The 21391-nt window shown below is 69.6% G+C and carries 19 protein-coding genes; 10 read left to right on the forward strand and 9 right to left on the reverse strand.

What is annotated here, in order from left to right:
* Positions 1 to 84: 84 nt before the first annotated feature.
* The 6 genes from dnaK (at position 85) to QFZ21_RS14620 (ending at position 6384) form a co-directional block, all read left to right on the forward strand.
* Entirely contained in the window at positions 85 to 1950 is a 1866-nt protein-coding gene (gene dnaK, locus QFZ21_RS14595) for a molecular chaperone DnaK (RefSeq protein WP_307378968.1), read from the forward strand.
* A gap of 2 nt (positions 1951 to 1952) precedes the next feature.
* Entirely contained in the window at positions 1953 to 2630 is a 678-nt protein-coding gene (locus QFZ21_RS14600) for a nucleotide exchange factor GrpE (protein ID WP_307378970.1), read from the forward strand.
* Positions 2631 to 2637: 7 nt separating this feature from the next.
* Complete coding sequence (locus QFZ21_RS14605; protein WP_307378971.1) at positions 2638 to 3621, forward strand: DnaJ C-terminal domain-containing protein; 984 nt, start codon at positions 2638 to 2640, stop codon at positions 3619 to 3621.
* Positions 3622 to 3666: 45 nt separating this feature from the next.
* Positions 3667 to 4095, forward strand: a complete 429-nt coding sequence (locus tag QFZ21_RS14610) for a heat shock protein transcriptional repressor HspR (RefSeq protein WP_307378973.1) — start codon at positions 3667 to 3669, stop codon at positions 4093 to 4095.
* Between the two features lie 205 nt (positions 4096 to 4300).
* Positions 4301 to 5344, forward strand: a complete 1044-nt coding sequence (locus tag QFZ21_RS14615; protein WP_307378975.1) for a Gfo/Idh/MocA family protein — start codon at positions 4301 to 4303, stop codon at positions 5342 to 5344.
* Positions 5341 to 6384 carry a Gfo/Idh/MocA family protein gene (locus tag QFZ21_RS14620; RefSeq protein ID WP_307378976.1) on the forward strand — a complete coding sequence of 348 codons (1044 nt, stop codon included), beginning with the start codon at positions 5341 to 5343 and terminating at the stop codon, positions 6382 to 6384. The genes QFZ21_RS14615 and QFZ21_RS14620 overlap by 4 nt, the downstream gene beginning before the upstream one ends.
* Positions 6385 to 6417: 33 nt before the next feature.
* On the opposite strand, the gene QFZ21_RS14625 is transcribed toward QFZ21_RS14620, so the two are convergent.
* The 9 genes from QFZ21_RS14625 to QFZ21_RS14665 form a co-directional block, all read right to left on the reverse strand.
* Positions 6418 to 8310, reverse strand: a complete 1893-nt coding sequence (locus tag QFZ21_RS14625) for a hypothetical protein (protein WP_307378978.1) — start codon at positions 8308 to 8310, stop codon at positions 6418 to 6420.
* Entirely contained in the window at positions 8307 to 10919 is a 2613-nt protein-coding gene (locus tag QFZ21_RS14630; RefSeq protein WP_307378979.1) for an alpha-mannosidase, read from the reverse strand. The genes QFZ21_RS14625 and QFZ21_RS14630 overlap by 4 nt, the downstream gene beginning before the upstream one ends.
* Positions 10916 to 11494, reverse strand: a complete 579-nt coding sequence (locus QFZ21_RS14635) for an SIS domain-containing protein (RefSeq protein ID WP_307378980.1) — start codon at positions 11492 to 11494, stop codon at positions 10916 to 10918. The genes QFZ21_RS14630 and QFZ21_RS14635 overlap by 4 nt, the downstream gene beginning before the upstream one ends.
* Positions 11487 to 12452 (reverse strand): ROK family protein, encoded by a 966-nt coding sequence (locus QFZ21_RS14640; RefSeq protein ID WP_307378981.1) that lies wholly within the window; start codon positions 12450 to 12452, stop codon positions 11487 to 11489. The genes QFZ21_RS14635 and QFZ21_RS14640 overlap by 8 nt, the downstream gene beginning before the upstream one ends.
* A gap of 113 nt (positions 12453 to 12565) precedes the next feature.
* Positions 12566 to 13264 carry a phosphotransferase family protein gene (locus QFZ21_RS14645; protein ID WP_307378983.1) on the reverse strand — a complete coding sequence of 233 codons (699 nt, stop codon included), beginning with the start codon at positions 13262 to 13264 and terminating at the stop codon, positions 12566 to 12568.
* A 2-nt stretch (positions 13265 to 13266) separates the two neighbouring features.
* On the reverse strand, positions 13267 to 14295 hold the full coding sequence (locus QFZ21_RS14650) for a LacI family DNA-binding transcriptional regulator (protein WP_307378984.1): 1029 nt from the start codon (positions 14293 to 14295) through the stop codon (positions 13267 to 13269).
* Positions 14292 to 16154, reverse strand: a complete 1863-nt coding sequence (locus QFZ21_RS14655; protein WP_307378985.1) for an MBL fold metallo-hydrolase — start codon at positions 16152 to 16154, stop codon at positions 14292 to 14294. The genes QFZ21_RS14650 and QFZ21_RS14655 overlap by 4 nt, the downstream gene beginning before the upstream one ends.
* Positions 16151 to 17929 carry a hypothetical protein gene (locus QFZ21_RS14660; RefSeq protein ID WP_307378987.1) on the reverse strand — a complete coding sequence of 593 codons (1779 nt, stop codon included), beginning with the start codon at positions 17927 to 17929 and terminating at the stop codon, positions 16151 to 16153. Before QFZ21_RS14660 ends, QFZ21_RS14655 begins: the two co-directional genes overlap by 4 nt.
* A gap of 45 nt (positions 17930 to 17974) precedes the next feature.
* Positions 17975 to 18766: a GntR family transcriptional regulator gene (locus QFZ21_RS14665; protein ID WP_307378988.1), complete on the reverse strand. Its 792-nt coding sequence runs from the start codon at positions 18764 to 18766 to the stop codon at positions 17975 to 17977.
* Between the two features lie 118 nt (positions 18767 to 18884).
* On the opposite strand from QFZ21_RS14665, the gene QFZ21_RS14670 reads away from it, so the two are divergent.
* Genes QFZ21_RS14670 through QFZ21_RS14685 form a run of 4 tightly spaced genes read left to right on the forward strand, consistent with a single transcriptional unit; the run spans position 18885 to position 21391 of the window.
* Positions 18885 to 19304, forward strand: coding sequence for a PTS sugar transporter subunit IIA (locus QFZ21_RS14670; protein ID WP_307378989.1), 420 nt, complete (start codon positions 18885 to 18887; stop codon positions 19302 to 19304).
* Positions 19304 to 19774, forward strand: a complete 471-nt coding sequence (locus tag QFZ21_RS14675; RefSeq protein WP_307378990.1) for a PTS sugar transporter subunit IIB — start codon at positions 19304 to 19306, stop codon at positions 19772 to 19774. Before QFZ21_RS14670 ends, QFZ21_RS14675 begins: the two co-directional genes overlap by 1 nt.
* Complete coding sequence (locus QFZ21_RS14680; protein ID WP_307378992.1) at positions 19771 to 20544, forward strand: PTS sugar transporter subunit IIC; 774 nt, start codon at positions 19771 to 19773, stop codon at positions 20542 to 20544. The genes QFZ21_RS14675 and QFZ21_RS14680 overlap by 4 nt, the downstream gene beginning before the upstream one ends.
* A complete protein-coding gene (locus tag QFZ21_RS14685; protein WP_307378994.1) occupies positions 20534 to 21391 on the forward strand; it encodes a PTS system mannose/fructose/sorbose family transporter subunit IID in 858 nt (285 codons plus the stop codon). The genes QFZ21_RS14680 and QFZ21_RS14685 overlap by 11 nt, the downstream gene beginning before the upstream one ends.

Here is a 21391-nt window from a genome sequence, read left to right on the forward strand (position 1 = left end):
TACAGTTGAGCCATCGCGACTCAGGTTTCTCTGATCGCCGCAGATTTCCGCACCAAGAAGAACTTCCAACAAAGGAGAAAACACATGGCACGTGCTGTCGGTATCGACCTCGGAACCACCAACTCCGTCGTCAGCGTCCTCGAGGGTGGCGAGCCCAAGGTCATCGCCAACGCCGAGGGATTCCGCACCACCCCCTCGGTGGTCGCCTACACCAAAGACGGAGAGGTGCTGGTCGGCGAGACCGCCAAGCGCCAGGCCGTCACCAACGTCGACCGGACGATCTCTTCCGTCAAGCGCCACATGGGCACCGACTGGAGCTTCGACGTCGACGGCAAGAAGTGGACGCCGCAGGAGATCTCCGCGCGCATCCTCATGAAGCTCAAGCGCGACGCCGAGTCCTACCTGGGTGACACCGTGACCGATGCGGTCATCACCGTCCCCGCGTACTTCAACGACGCCGAGCGTCAGGCCACGAAGGAGGCCGGTGAGATCGCGGGCCTCAACGTGCTCCGCATCATCAACGAGCCGACCGCGGCTGCCCTCGCCTACGGACTCGACCGCGGCAAGGAAGACGAGCTCATCCTGGTCTTCGACCTCGGTGGCGGAACCTTCGACGTCTCCCTCCTCGAGGTGGGCAAGGACGACGACTTCTCGACCATCCAGGTGCGCTCGACCGCCGGTGACAACCGCCTCGGTGGAGACGACTGGGACCAGCGCCTCGTCGACTTCCTGATCAAGCAGTTCAAGGAGACCACGGGCGTCGACGTCTCGGGCGACAAGATCGCCCTCCAGCGCCTCAAGGAGGCTGCAGAGCAGGCCAAGAAGGAACTCTCCTCCTCGACCAGCACCAGCATCAACCTCCCGTACCTGTCGCTGACCGACTCGGGCCCCGTCTCGCTCTCCGAGACGATCACCCGCGCGAAGTTCGAGGACCTCACGAAGGACCTCCTCGACCGCACGAAGAAGCCGTTCGAAGACGTCATCCGCGAGGCCGGCATCAAGGTCGCCGACATCGCGCACGTCGTGCTCGTCGGTGGATCGACGCGTATGCCCGCCGTCGCCGAGCTCGTCAAGCGCGAGGCCGGCAAGGAAGCGAACAAGGGCGTCAACCCGGATGAGGTCGTCGCCGTCGGTGCCGCCCTGCAGGCCGGTGTCCTCAAGGGTGAGCGCAAGGACGTGCTGCTCATCGACGTCACCCCGCTGAGCCTCGGAATCGAGACCAAGGGCGGCATGATGACCAAGCTCATCGAGCGCAACACGGCCATCCCGACCAAGCGCAGCGAGACCTTCACCACGGCAGACGACAACCAGCCGTCCGTCGCGATCCAGGTCTTCCAGGGCGAGCGCGACTTCACCCGCGACAACAAGCCCCTCGGCACCTTCGAGCTGACCGGAATCGCCCCGGCCCCCCGCGGCATCCCGCAGGTCGAGGTCACCTTCGACATCGACGCCAACGGCATCGTGCACGTGTCCGCCAAGGACAAGGGCACCGGCAAGGAGCAGTCGATGACGATCACGGGCGGCTCGTCGCTGTCCAAGGAAGACATCGAGCGCATGGTGCGCGAGGCCGAGGAGAACGCGGCCGAAGACAAGAAGCGCCGTGAGGCCGCCGAGGTCCGCAACCAGGCCGAGACCCTCGCCTACTCGATCGACAAGCTGATCAAGGAGAACGAGGACAAGCTCCCCGCCGACGTCAAGGAGTCGGTCCAGGCCGACGTCGACGCCCTCAAGACGGCTCTCGCCGGCGAGGACGACGACGCCGTGAAGACCGCGTTCGACAAGCTGAACGAGTCGCAGGGCAAGCTCGGCGAAGCGATCTACGCCTCCTCCCAGGCCGATGCCGCAGCCGGCGCCCCGACCGACGGCGAAGCCCCGACCGCCGATGATACGTCCTCCGAGGAGGACGTCATCGACGCCGAGGTCGTCGACGACGAGGAAGACAAGAAGTAATCATGACGGACAAGAACTTCGACAACGGTTCGGTTCCTGAGCCTGACGAAGGACGCAGCGAGGGGTCGGATGCTCAGGCATCCGGCCCCGCGCCGCAGAACCCCGACTCCACCGAGGCTGCCGCGGCCGAAGGCTCTGACGAGACCCCGGTCGACGGCGCGCCCGATTCGGTTCCTGAGCCTGACGAAGGGCTCACGGTCGACGACATCCTCGGCGCGACGCAGACCGGCGAGGCCGCGGCGGAAGACGCCGTGCTCGCCGACCTCGAGTCCACCCTGCTGAACGACCTCAAGCGTCTGCAGGCCGAGTACGCCAACTACCGCCGCCGCACCGAAGAGCAGCGTCAGCTCGAGGCCGACCGGGCGAAGGGCGAGGCCGCCAAGGGTCTCATCCCCGTGCTCGACGACCTCGACCGCGCCGCCCAGCACGGCGACCTCGTCGAGGGCACTCCCTTCGCCGTGATCGCCGAGAAGGTGCGCGTCGCGGTCGAGCGTCTCGGCGTCGTCTCGTACGGCGAGAAGGGCGAGGTGTTCGACCCGCAGCGCCACGAGGCGATCTTCCAGCAGCCCACTCCGGGCACCACCGAGACCACGGTGCTCGAAGTCGTCGAGGTGGGCTACCGCCTCGGTGACATCGAGCTGCGTCCCGCGAAGGTCGTCGTCGCCGTCCCTGCCGAGTAGGTGATCGATGGCCAGCCAGGATTGGTTCGAGAAGGACTTCTACAAGACCCTCGGGGTCGCGAAAGACGTCAGCGACGCCGACCTCAAGAAGACGTATCGCAAACTGGCGCGCAAGTATCACCCCGATTCCAATCAGGGTGATGCCGCGGCGGAGGCGAAGTTCAAAGAGGTCAGCGAGGCGTACTCGGTGCTGTCCGACTCCGAGCAGCGCAAGGAGTACGACGAGATCCGCGCGATGGGCTCGGGTGCACGCTTCACGGCGCCGGGCTCGAGCTCGGGCGGCTTCGAAGACGTCTTCAGCCGGTTCGGGCAGCAGGGCCGTGGGCAGACCGCCGATTTCGAGGACATCTTCGCGATGTTCAACCAGGGTCAGGGCGGCACCTTCGGGTCCGGCCGCTTCGGTCAGACCTCGGGTGGCTTCCGCGGCCCGGGCGGCCCGCAGCGCGGCGCCGACGTCACCGCGCGCACCACGCTCGACTTCATCACGGCCGTGCAGGGGGAGACGATCTCCCTCCAGGGCGATGACGGCAAGCCGTTCAAGGTGAAGATCCCGGCAGGTGTGGCCGACGGACAGAAGATCCGGCTGCGCGGTCGTGGTCGCCCCTCGCCCGATGGCGGGGAGCGCGGAGACATCGTGGTGCAGATCGCGGTGCGTCCGCATCCGGTCTTCACGCGCGACGGACTCAACCTCCGCGTCATCGTGCCGGTCACCTTCACCGAGGCGACCCTCGGTGCGACGATCGAGGTTCCGACGCTCGGCGGAGACGTGGTCAAGCTGCGCGTCGCACCGGGCACCCCGTCCGGCCGCGTGCTGCGCGTCAAGGGCCGCGGAGTCGCGACCTCGAAGGGCACCGGCGACCTGCTCGCCGAGCTCCAGGTCGCGGTGCCGACGCACCTCGACGACGCCGCACGTGAGGCGCTCGAGAAGTTCCAGGCGCTCGAGCCCGACGAGAACCCGCGGGCCGAGCTGATGGCGAAAGCGCGGCGCTGAACATGAGCCCGATCATCGCGGACACCGGAGTGGAGGTGAGCGTCCATGACTGACCAGGGCATGGATGCCGACACCCCGGTGTTCGCGATCGCCGTCGCCGCCGAGCTCGCGGGCATGCACCCGCAGACTCTGCGGCAATACGACCGGATCGGTCTCGTCGTCCCCGGCCGCACCTCCGGCGGGTCACGACGCTATTCGACCCGCAACATCGAACAGCTCCGTGAGGTCGCGGAGCTCTCCTCTCAGGGTGTGAGCCTTCCCGCGATCGCCCGACTCCTCGACCTCGAAGACGAGAACCGCGTGCTGCAGAGCAGGATCGCCCAGCTCGAGGGCGCACTGCGCGCCGAGCGGGAGAGCCGCCCCGGCGTGCGCGTCTTCGCCGCCGGATCCACAGGCGTCGTCCCGATGCCTTCCGGCCGCCGTCTCCGCCGCTCCACCGAGATCATGCTCTGGAACCCGCGCCGCGAAAGCTAGTGCTCTTCCACACCTTCCGGTCGCAATTGATGCCGCTCGGACGTCTCCGAGGCAGCACGAAGTGCGACCGGAGTGCAGCCGCGCTCTCGACAGAACGGGGGGATGCACTGCTCGGGGAGCAGCTGGTAACGTTGCCACATCCACCCCCCTCACCGGTTTCTTCCGCGTGCGCGCGGACGGAACGACGACACGAAGGAGTGCACTGTTGGCTGACAACACCGCCGGCGAAAACAGCGAAGCGGCAGGCCGAAACGCGGCAAGCAACGACGCGAGCGGCCGAGAAGCGATCGGAGTCGGCGTCGTCGGATTCTGGCACGTCCACGCAGACGACTACGCCCGCGAGACCACAGAGCACAGCGGCACCCGCCTGGTCGCCGCCTGGGACCCGGATGCCGAGCGTGGCTCCGAAGGTGCTGAGCGCCTCGGCGTCGACCTCGCCGACAGCCTCGACGAGCTCCTCGCTCGGCCCGACGTCGACGCGATCACCGTGACGACCGCGACCAACGAGCACACGGACGTCATCGGGCGCGCCATCGCCGCGGGCACGCACGTCTTCACCGAGAAGCTGCTCGCACCGACGTTCGCGGAGGCCGAGGCGCTCGTCGCCGCCGCGCGGGAGAAGGGCGTCGCGCTCGTCGTCTCCCTGCCCCGCTTGTCGGAGCCGCTCATCACCACGGTCGCGCAGCTCATCGACGACGGCGCGCTCGGTGACGTGACCTATGCCCGCGTGCGGATGGCCCACGACGGCTGGATCGGCGGCTGGCTGCCCGAGCGCTTCGCCGACCCGGTCGCCGCCATCGGCGGAGCATTCGCCGATCTCGGCTGCCACCCGGCCTACCTCGTGCAGCGGTTCCTCGGCGCCTTCCCCGACGAGGTCACCGCCTCCTACGGACACGTCACCGGTCGAGCCGTCGAAGACAACGCGGTCGTCGTCGCCCGCTACCCCGGCGGGGCGCTCGGCGTCGCCGAGGCCAGCTTCGTCACGACCCCCGGCGCGTTCGCACTGGAGATCCGCGGCACCGAGGCTTCGCTCCTGTTCGGATTCGGTCAGGAGACGCTCACGGCCAAAGGAGGCCGCTTCGGCGACACCTGGGTTCCCGTGGAACTCGGCGCCGGCGCCCCGACCCCGTACGCACTGTGGATCGACGCGATCCGTGGCGAAGCCGACACTACCGACAACCTCCAGGCCGCCGTGGACCTCACCCGGTTCGTGGTCGCCGCCAACGACGCAGCGAAGGGACACGCATGACCACCTCGACAGACCACGCTTCCACGGGCAGGATCCGGATCGGACTGATCGGCGCCGGCGGCATCGCCGGAGCCCACGTCGCCGGATATCTCCGCAACCCCGACACAGTGACGTTCGCGGCGATCGCCGATCCGGTCGCGGAGAGCGCCGAGAAGCGCCGCGGTGACGACGCCGATGTGCGCATCTACAGCGACTACCGCGACATGATCGCCGCCGGCGGCCTGGATGCCGTCGACATCTGCCTCCCGCATCACCTGCACGCCGAGGCGGTCATCGCCGCGGCGGATGCCGGCCTGCACGTGCTCTGCGAGAAGCCGCTGTGTCTGACCGCCGACGAGGCCGAGGCCATCGCCGCCGCAGTCGAGCGCAACGGCGTCACGGTCATGTGCGCGCACAACCAGCTCTTCCTCCCCGCGGTCGCCGCGGCGAAGGAGCTCGTCGACAGCGGGGCGCTCGGACGCGTGTACGAGGTGCGCACGACCGACAGCTTCTACAACGACTTCACCCCGGAGAGCATGGGCTGGCGTGCCCACGCGGCGACCGCGGGCGGCGGCGAGCTCATCGACACCGGCTATCACCCGCTCTACCTGCTGCAGCATCTGGCCGGTGGCACCCCCGTCGATGTCACGGCGATGCTCTCGCGGCACCGCCTCGACTTCATGGAGGGGGAGGATTCCGCGCAGGTCCTCGTCCGCTACGACAACGGCGTGGTCGGCCACGTCACCACCAGCTGGGCCTACCAGCCCGCGGTCGGCACCGAGAAGTTCTCGCTCGTGGGAGAAAAGGGCTCGCTGTCGTCCGACGGCACCACCCTCGTGTCGCGCGTGCGCGGAGAGGACCCGGTCACCGTCGAGTTCGAGCCGGTGCACGAGTTCGCGGCCGAGATCGCGCACTTCGCCGAGTCCCTGTTGCACGGCACGCGTCCCATCCAGACGCACGTCGAAGGCATCGACGTGCTCGGTGTGATCCTCGCCGCCTACGAGTCGGCGGCGAGCAGGACGATCGTGCCCGTGCAGAACGCGGCGCGCGTCAACGCCTGATTCGCCGCCGCCGCCGACCGTCCGCCGCCGGGCTCATTCCGCGAGTCCGGCGGCGATCGCATCCTCGCAGCCGAGCAGCAGCACCCCGGCGCTCCACGCGTGCGACAGCGTGAGAAGCATCCCCTTCGGCTGGAAGCACTCGGTCTGGTAGTACCGCTCGGTGACCATGCCCCGGTAGGCGTTGAAGTCGCCGTCGAACCGGGCGATGAACTGCCGGAAGCAGGCCAGCGACTCGAGCGCGCGCTCCCGGTAGTGCTCGTCGCCCGTGGCCGCCGTCAGCGCCAGCATCTCCTGCGTCATGATCAGCCCGTAGGCGTGCAGGTGCTGGTTCGACGGCGAGGCCTGATCGGCGCCGCGGGTGCCGAAGTCGTAGATGCCGAGCATCGACGTCGCCGGGAAGTCGACGTCGTAGGTGTACCGGAACGACAGCGCGAAGTCGGCAGCGCGTCGGGCGAGGTCGAGCCAGCGGGCGTCCTCGGTCGCGCGGTGCAGCGCGATGTAGGCCATGACCGCGACGTAGCCGTCTTCGCTCGTGCCGGCGAGGTCGACGTCCTCCGGAGCGCCGTGCAGGTTCTCGTCGAGCACCAGCCGCGCGTACCAGTCGCCCGCGCGGACGGCGGCGGGAAGGTAGCGCTCGTCCCAGGATGTCGCCTCGGCCAGGGCGCCGACCCAGGCGAGTCCGGCGGATCCGTCCCAGACCAAGACCTCGCCCGTCTCGGCGTGATGGATGCTGCCGAGATTGCCGTCCGTCCGCTGGCGCGCGACCACGGCGTCGAGGTTCGAGACCGCGGCGGCGCGCCAGTCGTCGCGACCCGTCAGCGCGACGGCTCGCACGAGGAACTGCGTCGCTTCACCGAGCGTGCGGCCGTGCAGCCCGCGGCGGTGCTCGGTCCAGCTCTGCGTCCAGCCGCTGTCCCGGTACCAGACCCCCCAGAACGTGCCGCTCGGCGACAGTTCGGCCGTGCAGAAGTCGATCACCCGTTCCGCAGCATCCTGCAGTGCGGCGTCGCCGGTACGGTGAGCGTGCCGCAGCATCGCATACGCCCACGGGATGCCGGACACCCAGCCCACGTGCATCGCCTGCCGGTCGACGGACTTCCCGTCGCGACCGGACACCTCGCGGTCGAAGCCGACGGTCTCGAGCAGCACGCCCGGGTCGGGGTCGTAGTGCCAGCGGTGCAGCCCCTCGGCGCTCAGCGCCGCCGCCGTCGGGATGTCGACCCACGGACGGAGAGGAGCGGATGCTGCGCCTTCGGCATGCAGCTCGCGCAGCACGCGCGCGTAGTCGTGCCGGTCTTCCGTGAGCTCGTGGACGCGCAGGTCGATCTCGACGACGCTCCCGGGCTCGAACGCGTGGCGCAGGACCTCGGCCGGCCGCGGCTCGGCGTCACCGTAATAGGTCACGGGGTACTCGCGCGCCGGGAAGGTCGCGCTCAGCACCGCCGCACCGTCGCGCAGCGCGAAGCCGAGCCCGGTGAGACCGAGAGCGGTGACCGGGGGAGCGGACAGGGCGACGCCCGGTCGACCGCGATCCGGCCAGACGAAGACCGCGGGCGTCGCGGCCCGATCGGAGCGGAAGTGCCACTCGCTGCTGATGAAGGGGTCGCTGATGAAGGGATCGCTGATGAAGGGGTCGCTGATGAAGGGGTCGCTGATGAAGGGGTCGGTCCCGGGAGCGGGATGCGCTTCGAACCGCGGGTACGGCCGGTCGTTCCCCGCGGGGCGGTTGTCGCCGTAGAACAGTCCCGGGATGAGCCACCACGGCGCCGCGGCATCCGGCACCGGGAGCGAGATGCGCACGGCGGCGGCGACCGGCTCGGTGCCGTCGTAACTCACCGACACCCGTCGGCGGTCGCCGTCGCCGCTGATGCCGATCGTGAACAGCGACGCGTCGGCATCCAGCACTTCGGCGATCAGCGCGCTCACGCGGGCGGTTCTCCCAGCGGCCACTCCAGCAGGTCGACCTCCACGATGTCGGCATCCGCATCCAGGGGCACGCGGAACGTGCGCAGCTGATGCGGGCGGAACTCGCCCTCGATCGTGCGACCAGCGAAGGGAATCTCGAGGTGTGCGCTCGCCGCGCGACCGGTCGTCTCGACCGCGCGGACGATGATGTCGGCACCTGCACCGGCGTCGGGCACGTCTTCGCTGCCTTTGATCGCGGTGATCATCACGGCGCCCGATCCGTCGTCGGCGAAGCTGTTCCGCGCCGGGAGGTCGCCCGGGTGGAACGACTCCTGCTGTGCCCGCACCGGCGCCCCGAGCACGGCGGCCCGACGGGTCGGCTGAGCATCGCTCCAGTCGCCGCCGTGCGGGATCAGCTCGAGGCTGAAGCGCTGGATGCCCTGATCCTGAAAGGAGTAGATGCCCTCCGGGTCGAGCAGACGAGGGTCGTGCCACGAGTAGACCGGGCTGCGCACCGCGGTGATGCCGATACTCGCGGTCTCGAGTCCCGCGGAACCCGCGGGCGACACGTCCCAGCCGTGCTTCGTGGTGGCGACCACCGTCAGTCCGGCAGGCGCACCGTCGACCGTGCCGGTGAGGTCGACCCACGACTGCGCGGGCTCCTCGGCGCCGTCGACCGGGCGCTCGATCGTGCCGTACGGGATCTCGTAGGTCGCCGACGGGTCCTCGAGGCCCACGGGGAACCGCAGCTTCAGCAGGTGCGCCTGCTCGCGCCAGTCGATCGTGACGTCGACCCGCACCTCGCGGGCGTCGTGGTCGAGCAAGTATTCCTCGACCAGGGTGCTGGCTCCCCAGGAGCGCTCGACGCGCACGCGCGACCGCAGCGGACCGGTCTCGCGCACCACGATGCGGTCGAGCGCCATCGCGGCACCCGGCCAGGCGTAGGAGATCACGCGGTGGCCCCAGGTGTCGGTCGGGTCCTCGCACACGGCCGTGCGCGGCTGGCCCTGCGTGCCGGCGAGCGGGTCGACGCCCGTCGCCTTGTCGAGGAGTGAGATCACATCACCGGTCGCCGGGTCGAGCTCGACCCGCAGGTGCGCGTTCTCGATGACTGTGCCGTTCCCCGAAACCGACAGCGCCGAGGGCTGCGCGATCGCGGGTCCGGGGAGCAGCCGGTAGAGGGCGTAGCCGAAGGCGGGCACATCGGCCCGGAACGTCACGGCGCCGCGGCTGCGGTCGCCGGTGGTGGCGGTCGACTGTGTCGCCTGCGAGAAGACCTCGAGACCCTCGTGATCCACCACGCGCACCCCGTGAGGCTGCGCGCCGAACTGGAAGTCGACGTCGACCGAGACCGCCCAGGGATGCGGGTTGAACACCACGATGGGCTGCGTCGCGGTGTCCATCGGGATGTCGATCCGGCGGGCGATGCGGTTGTGCGCGCGGGTGATGATGCGCTTCGAGATGGCGATGGCCTCGCCGAGCTGGTCGCGCGCATCGTCGTACGACGGCTCGATCGCGGAGCCGGGGAGGATGTCGTGGAACTGATTGAAGAGGATCTGCTTCCACGCGCGCTCGAGGTCTTCGCGCGGGTAGTCGTCGCCGCCGAGTGCCAGCGCCACGGCGGCCCAGCGCTCGGCCGACAGCACGGCGTGCTGCGCCTTGCGCTGCCAGGCCTTGATGCCCGAGTGCGCCGAGTAGCAACCGGGTGCATGGTGCTGCAGGTCATCGCGGCGTACCGCGAGACCGTCGAGGAAGCCCTCGCCGCGGGCGAGCATCTCGTCGAAGTAGGTGCGCGGTGACGACATCGTCATCCTCCCGAAGGTTCCCATCCGGTCGTAGCGGTGGATCGAGTCGATGTTGGCCTTGGTCGGGCCGCCACCGTGATTGCCGACGCCGTAGAACACCATCATCGACCCCAGCGAGCGGTCGAGCTGGCCGAGCGACTTCTCGGTCTGACCCGAGACGTCTCCGGGAGGGCTGCAGTACTCGAACGGGATGCGGAACGCGAGCACCCGCGATCCGTCGGGCGACTCCCAGTGGAACAGCGTCTCGTCGAGGTCGCCCTCGTGTGGGCCGGGACGCAGGAACGTGTACGAGTCCATGCGCTGGCCGCGGAGAATCTGGGGGATGCTGACGCTGTGGCCGAACGGATCGACGTTCATGCCGACCGTGGAGATCGTGCCGAACCGGGACTGCAGGAACCGCTGGCCGTAGAGGCCCTGACGGGCGAACGACTCGCCCATCGGCATGTTGCAGTCGGGCTCGACCCACCAGCCGCCGACGTTGACCCAACGGCCTTCGGCGACGCGCTCGGCGATGCGTGCGAACATCTCGGGGTCCTGCTCCTCGACCCACGACAGCAGCACGATCTGGTCGCAGGTGAAGACGAAGTCGGCGTACTCGTCCATACGGTCGAGCGCACTCGCGAAGGTCGCGCGGGCCTCCTGGTACCCCTCCTGCCACGGCCACAGCCACACCGGGTCGAGGTGCGCGTTGCCGATCATGTGCAGCGTGCGGTCGGGCGTCGCCGCCGGGCGCTGCGTCTCAGGGCGCCCGTCCGGCTGCGCGCCGGAGGGAGCGTTCGAGATCGGTGCTCGGGAAATCGGTGCTCTCGAGTCCGCTGCACTCACGCCAGTTCCTCTCCCGCTGCCCATGCATCCAGGATCTCGGAAAGGGCGTGCAGGAAGAAGGTGTGCATCTCCTGGATCCGGGGAGTGTCGGAGGAGGGGGAGAGCAGCACGTGGTCGGCGAGGGCGAGCGAGGGCCCGCCGTCTCCGCCGCCGAACAGCAGCGTGGTGGCGCCGTTGGCGCGGGCGGCGGCGAGGGCGTCGACGATGTTCTGCGAGCGGCCTGAGGTCGTGAAGGCGGCCACGACGTCGTTCGGGCGGGCGAGCGCCTGCACCTGACGGGAGAAGATGTCCTCGAACGCGTAGTCGTTCGCGATGCACGTCGAGACGGTGGCGTCGGTGGAGAGTGTCACCGCGGGGAGCGGCCGCCGGTCACGACGGTAGTGGCCGATGACCTCGCCGGTGAAGTGCTGCGCGTCGGCCGCGCTGCCGCCGTTGCCGAACGTGTAGAGCGTGCCGCCCTTCTCGAACGCATCGATGAGCACGGCGCCCACCGCCTTCACGGCGGGCAGCAGCGCTGCGGCATCCGTCGCGGTGCGAATGTGGGCGTCGAGCTGTTCGTCGAGCCAGTCAGACACGGGCTTCCTCCAGGAGGTCGAGGGCGAGGGCTCCGGCACCGACGACGCAGACCTCGTCGCCGAGTCCTGCGAGCGTGACGGTGGCGCGGGCCGCCGCGGGGGGCATGGCGGTCGTCTGCACGGTCGCGCGGACGGGGTCGAGAAGCTGAGCGCCGGAGCGCGTGACACCGCCGCCGAGCACGACGACGTGCGGCTCGAAGACGTTGACGAGGTCGGTCACGGCCTGTCCGAGGACGTCGGTGGTCTCCCGCCAGAGCTCCGTCGCGACTTCGTCACCCGACGCGGCGGCCGCGGCGACGTTCTCGGCGCGGACGACGTCGAGGTCGCGCAGCGTCGACGGGCGGTCATCCGAGGCGAGGAGGTCGGCGGCCCGCGCGGCGATCGAGGTGCCGGAGGCGTAGGCCTCGAGGCAGCCCTTGCGCCCGCACAGGCAGTCGCGTCCGCCGGGACGCACGGTGATGTGGCCGAACTCGCCGCCGTTGCCGGCGGCTCCTCGGTGCAGGCGTCCGTCGATGATCGATCCGCCGCCGACGCCGGTCGAGAGGGTGAGGTACAGCGCGATCTCCGCGCCCTGCGCCGCGCCGTAGCGGTGCTCGCCCAGGACCGCGGCGGTGGCGTCGTTCTCGACGACCGCGGGCACGCCGAACTCCTCGGCCGCCATCGCGACGATCGGGATGTCGATCCAGCCCGGCAGGTGCAGAGGGTGGGTGAGGATCCCGGCGGGGGCATCCAGGGGTCCGCCGCAGCTGATGCCGACGGATGCCGGTGCGCCGAGACCCGCCGCGGCGATGCTGCGGTGCCCCATGTCGAAGAGGTGCGCGATCACGGCGTCGGGGCCCCGGTGCTTCTCGGTCGGCTCGGAGAGGAATCCGTGCGTGCGCCCGTCCGGGGTCATCATCGCGACGGCCAGCTTGGTGCCGCCGATGTCGAGTGCGAGCACGCTGCGCTGCGTTGCCATTCCATCCTCCGGCCTGCCGTGTCCATGGTGTTCGTCACCACGTCTGGAGACAGTGTGACATCGTTCCCACATCTTAGCAAAGCAGAATTCTGATTTCAGCGGACGGAGCCGCGTCAGTCCGGCCAGCGGCGCAGCCGCTCGGTCAGATCCGCGAGGTACTCCGGCGGCCCCGCCTCGGCGAACCAGAGCCACAGCTCGGCGGCGTGGATCGGCACCCACGCTCGTGCGGCCTCGCGATCCGCGCCGTACGCGTCGATCAGGGCGTCGAACGACCGCTCGTCCTTGAGGGAAGCACCCCACGCCGCGCGGGAGAGCTCCCGCAGCGGATCGCCGAGATGCGCGGCCTCCCAGTCGATGATCGCGGTGATCGCGCCGTCGACGGCCAGCACGTTCCCGTCTGTCCAGTCGCCATGGCTGAACACCGCACCGGCGGACGGCGGGATCGCGAGCGGCAGCGGTGGTCCGTCGGCTTCCCGATAGCGGCGGATGATGGCCTGGTCATCGGGCGCGGACGGCAGTCCGTCGGGCACTGGCAACTCGTGCAGCGATCGCAGGAGCGGAGCGGATGCGGCGAGCAGCTCGATGCGCTCGTCCGCACTCCCGCTGTCGAGGCGCTCGCCCGGCATCAGCGTCATCAGGATCGACCCCGGCTCGACCGTCACCAGCTCCGGCACCGGCAGGCCGCTCCCGGCCAGAGCCCGCAGGGCGAAGACCTCGGTGTCGTGGCGCCGCGCATCCGGCATCCGCTTCTCTACGAACGAGCGGCCGTCCCGCTCGACGAGACGCACCTGACCGACGGCGCCCTGACGCATGGTCACTCCGGCGGTGCCGCGACCGAGCCCCGATCCAGGAACTGCGTCGGCATCACGATCGTGCGCACGGGAGCATCCGGCGACTCGATGCGCTCCAGCAGCGCCCGGAGGGCAGCGGCGCCGAGCGCTCCGGCATCCTGCTGCCTGGTCGAGACCCCCGGGTGCACCATGCTCATCCAGGGGGCGTCGTCGAATCCGGCGACGCTCACGTCTTCGGGCACGCGCAGGCCCAGTTCGGATGCTGCGCGCCAGGTGCCCTCGGTCAGCACGTTGTTCGCGGCGAACACCGCGGTCGGGCGGTCATCGCGGGAGAGCAGGCGCAGGGCCGCGGCCTTCGCCTCCCCGGCATCCCATCCGGCCTGCACGATGAGCGTCTCGTCGACCGGCACCTTGCGCGCCTTCAGCGCGTCGAGGTACCCGCGCTGGCGCTCGTCACCGGTGGTCCACTCGGTCTCATCGATCAGCAGGGCGATGCGTCGATGCCCCGCCTCGATCAGGCGGGTCGTGGTGTCTCGGGCCGCGGCGCGGTTGTCGACCACGATGGCGTCGGTGCTCTCGGCGTCGAATCGGCGGTCGACCTCGATCAGCGGCACACCGATCCGGCTCAGGTACGCGCTCAGGTCGGCGGAGACCGGGGTCGCGATCACTCCCGACACCCGCGAGCCGACCAGCGTCTCGGCCGCCTCGAGCTCATCCGGGCTGTTGCCGCGCAGATCGACGAGCACGACGGTGCGGCCGTGGGTGCGCGCCTCTTCGCCGATGCCGGAGGCGAGCTCGGCGTAGAAGACGTTGCGGAGGTCGGAGACCAGCAGCCCGACCGACTTGCTGGTGCGCTGCTTGAGGCTGCGCGCGGTCACATCGACGACGTAGCCGATCTCCTTCGCCACGGCCCGCACGCGCTCGCGCACCTCGGGCGCCGCGTAGCCGTTGCCGGAGAGCGCGCGCGAGGCGGTCGACCGTGACACCCCCGCGGCGGTCGCGACCTCGCGGATCGTCGGCCGCTCGAACGCCGGACGGGGCCGGTCGCTCATGCCCGCGGATCCGTGGAGTCGGATGCGGCGACGTCGAGCAGGGCCTCGGTGTGCTGGCCCAGGCGCAGGTTCCCGATCGTGACGTCGAGAGCGAGGCGCTGCCGTCGCCCGGCGGAGGTCGGTGTGACGGTCAACTGCACGGTGGCCTCCTCGTGGGGTCCGAGCGCGAACTCGATGTCGCGCCGGGACGAGCGCCAGCCTACTGGCAACACCGGCGATACCCGCACCTCCGCCTGCTCGCCGAGCGGATTGCGCAGCCGCACCGAATACTCGACCGGCTCGCCCACGACGGTCGCGTGACGGTAGGGGAGCAACCGGGCGGCCTGCCCGTCCGGACCGACCCCGACCTCGTCGAGGGGCAGCAGCCGCTCGTGCAGGTCGTCGACGAGCCGCCCGGACTCGGCGAGGTAGTCGAGGTACTCGTCGTCGACGGTGCGCGGCTCCCAGTGCCCGCTCGCCATCAGGCCGGGTCCGATCCTCCGGTAGAGCGCGGCACTGCGGCTGTAGTCGCCGAGGCGGAAGAGATTGCGGTACTGGTAGTTCATGATGTCTCGGCGGCCGTCACGCCCGCCGAGACCCTCCTGCTGATCGCCGGTGAACACCACGGTCATGCCGTCGATCTCGAGGGAGTACGCGACCGCGTAGAGCGTGTGGCCCGGCTGCTCGTGCGCGGTGAAGGTGTGCTCGTTCCACGTGAACGGCTCGTCGAGCGGCAGCACGCGGTCGGCGGTGATCGGGTCGTACCACTGGCACGGCAGATCTTCGAGCCAGGGGTCGGCCATGGTCGGGGCAACGTTCTCGGGGATCCAGAGCTCGGTGCCCTCCACGTCGCGCAGCAGGGGCATCCCGGCGATGTGATCGTCGTGATAGTGCGTGGGGAGCGCGACGGCGATGCGGGTGACGCCGTGATTGCGGCGCAGGGCGGGGAGCGACGCGAGCCACGGCCGCCGGGCCGCCCGCTCCTGCCCGGGCACGATGCCCGTGGTCATGTCGTAGCCATAGTCGATGATCAGTGCCTCGCCATTCCCGGACAGCACCACGTACGAGCACGACATCGAGGTGCGGTTGAGGAGCAGATGCTCCGAGAGCGCCACGAACGGATCGTCGAGTCGTGCCATCAGATCCCACGGATACGAGCGCCGCGAGTCGACGTACTCCTGCATCCGCTCGGCGAGCAGCTCGAGGGCGCTCGCGGCATCCTCCATCACCTCGCCGTGCGACGGGGCGAGCCGCGTCGCGCCCTCGCGCGCCAGCATCCGCGCGCTGAGCACCGTCATCGCCGGACCCTCGTTCTGCGTGTACGACCACTGCGTCGCGGCGAGTGACCAGACCTTGCCCGGTGCATAGATCAGGTCGCCCGAGAACGCGAGCACCTCGTCGTCGCGCTCGAGCAGATAGGTGACGGAGCCGATCGTGTGCCCCGGAGTCGGGATCACCCGCAGACGGATGCCGGCGGCCTCGAGCATCCGGTACTCGGGAACCGTGGCGTGCACCGGCACCGAGGCGAGCAGGGAGAAGCGGTCCTGCCGCAGGTTGTAGTCGTTGTCGAGCGGGCGACCCTCCCACATCTCCTCGACGCGGTCGAACAGCTCGCGCTCGACCGGCGGAACATGGATGCGGGCGCCGTGCGCGACGGCGAGCGGAAGGCCCTGGCCCTGATCGCGGTGGTGGTGCGTCATCAGCACGTCGGAGATGCGACGGATGCCGAGACTCGCGAGCTCGTCGAGGGCGAGGCCGGAACCGAAGTCGATCGCCACCGCCTCGCGCTCGCCGGCGGGGGCGTCGGGGTCGACCAGGAGATACACGTGGCAGGTGTCCGCGATCCGCCAGACGCCGCGGGCGATCTCCGTCGCGGTCATCGCAGTCCTTCCCGGTACGCCGACCAGGTGCGCGCGATGTCGGCGAGGTGCTCGGGGCCGATCGGCTCATCCTCGCGCACGCGCTCCAGATAGTAGAGCGCGGGAACACCGTACTGCGGCTGCGCCTTCGCATAGTCGAGCCACTCGTCGCGGTTCGGCATGGGCCACTGGTCGGTGTCGACGGGGTGGTGCGGCAGCACGGCCGCCACGACCGCGTGCCGCGCCCTGAGCTGGTCGACCACGGCGACCGGGCGTCCTGCCGTGTCGCGCTCAAGGACGTCGTTCGTGCGGATCATGCCGGCGACGTCACCGAACGACGGATGCACGGCGTGCGCCACGACGAGCGCATCCTCCTTCGTCCGCGTCGCCGTGCGGTGGATCCGCTCGAGGAGCCGGTGCACCGCGGCGATGCCCCAGACGCCGTCGCTGTCCGGCGCCGAGCGCAGCATCCGTCCGCTCGGCGCGCGCTGGGTGAAGTCGACCTTGAAGCCGTCGGCATCCAGCCCGTCCGGGGAGAGCAGGTGCTCGACGATCGCCTCCAGCCGGGCGAGGTAGGCGGGGCTGCCGGGATCGGCGGCGATCGCGCGGCCCGCGGCATCCGTGACGCACTCCTCGACGGGGAGGCCGTGCGGGTCCCAGGCCTTCCACCACAGCAGTACCTTCCGGCCCGCCGCGTGCTGCCGTTCGATCCAGCCGCGCAGGTCGGGCCAGGCCTCGGTGTCGGGCTCGGCCGTGCCGTACTGCGCCTGCCACCGGTCGTCGATCACGATCGTGCCGGGGTCGAGGTCGGCGGCGTCGAGGGTCTGCAGGAACTCGTCGTAGATCTCCTGGCGGCAGAGGTCGGGCGCGGGGGCGCCGCCACGGGCGACCTGGGCGCCCCAGCCGCAGAACAGCGGTTCGAGCCACCAGCGGTGCACGTCGACCGGGGCCTCCGGCGCGCATCCGGTGCGGATCAGGTCGGCGCGGTAGGAGCGGAGCATCTCGTCGGGAGAGGCGGTGGCGCGCAGCACGACGGTGGGGGAGCGCCAGCGCCCGGACACCGCGGTGTGGCCCTCATAGGCGAGGCGAAGGAGGGCGCCGCCGTCGACCGGCTCGTAGCGCAGCGTGGTGAAACCGAGCTCGGTCACGGGTGCGCGCAGCCAGGTCGTCAGCCACGGACCCTCGCCCGGCGTCACGGGCGACTCCGCCGCCGAGCGACCGAAGGCCAGCGCGAGCGGGGGCGGCGAGAAGATGCCGTTGAGGCGCCCGGGATCCGCGTCGCCGACGACACCGAGCGAGGCGGCCGCCCACGCCGGCCGCACGAACGCCACCGGCTCGGTCGGGGTGGGGACGGAGAGGGACTGTGCGTCGATGCCGGAGCGGAACGTGCCGCTCGCCCCGGTGGGCAGGATGCCGTCGCCGCCGAACAGCGTGACGTCGGTGATGTCGCCCTCGCCCTCGGCGTCGAGCGTGATCTCGACGGTATCGGCGGTGCAGCGGATCTCGAGGAGGCGCTCGCGCCAGGCCGTCGACTCCGTGCGGATCGTGACGATCACGGCATCCGACTCCGTCCGCACCGTCGGTTCGTCGATGCGCAGCGTCTCATCCTGAGCGGCCGTCGTATGGATGCTGGACAGGGCGCTCAGTCGCATCCACCGTCGCCCGTCCGCGTCGGCCAGTTCGAGATACGGCGAGCGGATCAGGCCGCCGGGACCGGTGCGCCAGGAGAGGGAGTAGTCGGTGCCGCGGATGGTGCTGCGGTCGTCGTCGCTCGTCATCGAGGGGGCGGAGATCATGGCGAAGAGTCTATGTGATAACGTTCCCATGTTGTGTCAAGCCGCTCAGTCCCTGGGCGTCGCGTCGTCGATCGTCCGCTGGGCGGCAGCTTCGATCCGCCCCTGAGGCGCAGCGGTGAAGGTCGCCCGGAAACGGTAGCGATCCGCACGCCACACACCGCGAGCGATCATGATCGGCCGACCGAAGGCGCCGAAGAGCACCTCGTTCTCGACGAGGACCGGGGCTCCCGCTTCGATCCCCAGCTGTTCGCCATCGTCGCCCGCCAGAGCAGCCTCGGCCGTGAGCGCGCTGCGCTCCGGTCGTGCGCCGTGAGTCTCGAGCAGCGCATACAGGGACGACTCCCTGTCGAAGTCGCGGTCGATCCCGGGTACCCGGTCGACGGCGATCACGTTGTGCTCGACACAGACCGGGATGCCCTCCAGGATGCGTGTGCGGCTGATCGCGAAGACCCGGCTCTCCGGTCCGAGCTCGAGGATGACGCTCTCCTGTTCCCTCGAGTCGCGTACGGCGGCTCGCAGGAGTCGGCTCTGCAGCCGTGCGCCCCGCATGGCGGCCACTTCGGTGAAGCTGAGGAGCGGTCCGTGAGGCGCAGGATACGTCGTCGGACTCGCGTACCAGCCCGATTGGGGGAGGTTGGTCACCTCACCGGTGTCGGCGAGATGCTGCAGCGCGAGCCGCAGGGTGCCTCTGCTCACACCCAGCCGGGCGGCCATCTCGCGCTCGGATGGCAGCTTCCCCTGCGCGGCCTTGGCGGCTTCGACGTAGACATCCGACAAGCGGTCCGCCACCGCCGCGACGAGGTCGCTCGCGGGGCGAGGAGCACGGGGCGTGACCATGATCGCGGAATTGGTCCTTTCCCTGCCTCGAGCTGTTTCGGGGTGTCTAGCATCAGGCGAGATAGAGAGAGCAGGAGCGGCCGCGGACTTCCCGGCCGCCTCACGACAATGAGGTTACATGAGCAACCGATTGCTGCTGACCGGCCATGGCGCGCTGGCGCAGGGCATGCGCGATGCCGCGCTGCTGATCCTGGGAGAGCGCGACGACGTGCTGGCGACGGCGCCCTACACAGGCGACTTGGACGCACTCACCGCCGAGGTGGACGAGGTGCGCCGCGCGGCGGATGACGGCACCGTGTTCATCGTCACGGACCTCGAGGGCGGTAGCCCCCACAACGCGGTGCTCGGGATCAGCCGCGACCCGCGGGTGCGGGTGCTGAGCGGGATGAACCTGCCGCTGGTCCTGGCGCTCGCCATGCAGCTGGAAGAGCTCGACGGCACGACCGCGCTCGACGAGCTGCTCACCGAAGCCCGTGACGGAGTCGGCGAGCACCGTCTCGCAGCCGCCGAGACACCGACCGACGAGGAGGACTTCTGATGATCACACTGCTGCGGGTCGATCACCGCCTGATCCACGGACAGGTGGTGCTGTCATGGCTGACTCAGTACGACAGCAACGCCATCCTGATCGCCAACGACGATCTCCCGAGCGACGACCTCCGGAAGCAGACCCTGCGCCTCGCGAAACCCGCCGACGCGAAGCTGGTGATCAAGACCGTGGACGACGCCATCGCGGCGATCGCCGAGGGGCGGACGGACGCCTACCGGCTTTTCATCCTCACCGAGAACGTCGCGGATGCGTGCCGGATCGCCGAGGCCTGCGCCGACGTCGATCACATCAACCTCGGTGGCACCCGCCCGTCCGCGGATGCCACCCGGGTGACGTCGACGGTCGCTCTGACCGCGGCGGATCGTGCTCGTCTCGAACTGATCGCCGCGCGCGGCGTGCACGTCGAAGCCCGAGCCGTCCCGTCCGATCGCGAGACTGTCATCGGAGCAACCCGATGATCGCCCTCGCGCTCGCGTTGATCACCTTCGTCGTCGAGCTCGGCAGCATCTTCGGTGGACGCAGCCTGTTGGAGCGCCCGATCGTGACCGGCACTCTCGTCGGCATCGTCATGGGCGACCCGATCAACGGAATGCTGATCGGCGCCACGCTCGAGCTCGCGTTCATCGGTCTGTTCTCGATCGGTGCGGCCATCCCTCCCAGTGTCCCGGTGGGCGGCGTCCTCGGCACGGCCTTGGCACTGGCGGCAGGTGCCGGTCCTGAGACGGCGCTGGTTCTCGCGTTCCCCGCAGCAGCCCTCGGTCTGCTCGTGGAGAACACCAGCTACGCGGTGATCAACCCGACGCTGCTGCACCGCGCAGACGCCTACGCACGGCGGGGGAGCATCCGCGGCGTCGGCGCCATGCACATCTCGGCCGGTCTGATCGAGGCGACGCTCGTCTCCACCCTCGTGGGTGTGGCTTTCGCCCTGGGGTCCGGAACGGTCTCGGCCATCGTCGAGGTCATCCCCGCGCAGATCTCGATCGCTCTGCAGATCGCCACCGGCATCCTTCCCGCGCTCGGATTCGCTCTGCTGGGACGGATGCTGATCAACAAGCGGGTCGTGCCGTTCCTGTTCATCGGCTTCCTCGTCGTGGCGTACCTCCAGTTGCCCATCGTCGGGGTCGCCGCATTCGGGGTCATGGCCGCATGGCTTCTCATCCTGCGCAGACGCGCACCGGAACCGGTCCCCGCAGGCGGACGTATCGAGGAGGACGAAGATGACTTCTGAGCATCGGGAACAGCGACAGGAAGAGTCCGCTGCCGAGCACACGATCACCCGGTCGGTATTGAACAGGATGTTCCTGCGATCGCTGACACTGGAGGCGTCGTTCAACTACGAGCGGCAGCAGGGTCTCGGCTTCGCGTTCATCATGGGCCCCGCCATCCGCCAGCTCTACCGTTCCCAGGAGGAGCGCGCCGCAGCCCTGCAGCGCCACCTGGCGTTCTTCAACATCACTCCATATGTCAACCAGGCAGTGGTGGGTGCGACGACCGCAATGGAGAAGGAGCGGCGCAACAACCCGGCGATCACCGACACGTCGATCGAGAGCGTGAAGGTCGCGCTGATGGGGCCGCTCGCCGGAATCGGCGATTCGCTCTACTGGGGCACTTTGCGTCTGATCGTGACCGGTATCGCCGTCTCGCTCGCTCTGGCCGGCAACTTCCTCGGGCCGATCATCTTCATCCTCGGGTACAACATCCCCGTCCTCGGGCTCTCCTACTTCTACCTCCGCGGGAGCTTCTCGCTGGGGGCGAAGTTCCTGGGTTCCATCTCGGCTGACCTCATGGAACGGATCACCTCCGCCGCGACGATGGTCGGCCTGCTCGTGATCGGCGGGCTCACGGCCTCGTTGGTGAACGTGTACACGCCCCTCTCCTTCGCGGTCGGCGAAGGAGAGAGCAACCTCCAGACCGACGTCCTCGACGGCATCCTTCCCGGCATGCTGCCGCTCGCGACGTTCTGGCTCTACTACTGGCTGCTCGGGAAGAGGTGGAAGCCGTGGCACCTGCTGCTGCTCTCCCTCGCCCTCGGATTCATCGGCGCCTACACCGGCATCCTCGGTGTGAGCGAGTAA

This window comes from Microbacterium sp. W4I20 (assembly GCF_030816505.1).
Taxonomy (GTDB): domain Bacteria; phylum Actinomycetota; class Actinomycetes; order Actinomycetales; family Microbacteriaceae; genus Microbacterium.

Excerpts from the sequence above, each read along its gene's own strand:
- dnaK (WP_307378968.1), top strand. The coding sequence starts at position 85 with ATGGCACGTGCTGTCGGTATCGACCTCGGAACCACCAACTCCGTCGTC.
- QFZ21_RS14600 (WP_307378970.1), top strand. The coding sequence starts at position 1,953 with ATGACGGACAAGAACTTCGACAACGGTTCGGTTCCTGAGCCTGACGAA.
- QFZ21_RS14605 (WP_307378971.1), top strand. The coding sequence starts at position 2,638 with ATGGCCAGCCAGGATTGGTTCGAGAAGGACTTCTACAAGACCCTCGGG.
- QFZ21_RS14610 (WP_307378973.1), top strand. The coding sequence starts at position 3,667 with ATGACTGACCAGGGCATGGATGCCGACACCCCGGTGTTCGCGATCGCC.
- QFZ21_RS14620 (WP_307378976.1), top strand. The coding sequence starts at position 5,341 with ATGACCACCTCGACAGACCACGCTTCCACGGGCAGGATCCGGATCGGA.
- QFZ21_RS14640 (WP_307378981.1), bottom strand. The coding sequence starts at position 12,452 with ATGGCAACGCAGCGCAGCGTGCTCGCACTCGACATCGGCGGCACCAAG.
- QFZ21_RS14645 (WP_307378983.1), bottom strand. The coding sequence starts at position 13,264 with ATGCGTCAGGGCGCCGTCGGTCAGGTGCGTCTCGTCGAGCGGGACGGC.
- QFZ21_RS14650 (WP_307378984.1), bottom strand. The coding sequence starts at position 14,295 with ATGAGCGACCGGCCCCGTCCGGCGTTCGAGCGGCCGACGATCCGCGAG.
- QFZ21_RS14655 (WP_307378985.1), bottom strand. The coding sequence starts at position 16,154 with ATGACCGCGACGGAGATCGCCCGCGGCGTCTGGCGGATCGCGGACACC.
- QFZ21_RS14660 (WP_307378987.1), bottom strand. The coding sequence starts at position 17,929 with ATGATCTCCGCCCCCTCGATGACGAGCGACGACGACCGCAGCACCATC.
- QFZ21_RS14665 (WP_307378988.1), bottom strand. The coding sequence starts at position 18,766 with ATGGTCACGCCCCGTGCTCCTCGCCCCGCGAGCGACCTCGTCGCGGCG.
- QFZ21_RS14670 (WP_307378989.1), top strand. The coding sequence starts at position 18,885 with ATGAGCAACCGATTGCTGCTGACCGGCCATGGCGCGCTGGCGCAGGGC.
- QFZ21_RS14675 (WP_307378990.1), top strand. The coding sequence starts at position 19,304 with ATGATCACACTGCTGCGGGTCGATCACCGCCTGATCCACGGACAGGTG.
- QFZ21_RS14680 (WP_307378992.1), top strand. The coding sequence starts at position 19,771 with ATGATCGCCCTCGCGCTCGCGTTGATCACCTTCGTCGTCGAGCTCGGC.
- QFZ21_RS14685 (WP_307378994.1), top strand. The coding sequence starts at position 20,534 with ATGACTTCTGAGCATCGGGAACAGCGACAGGAAGAGTCCGCTGCCGAG.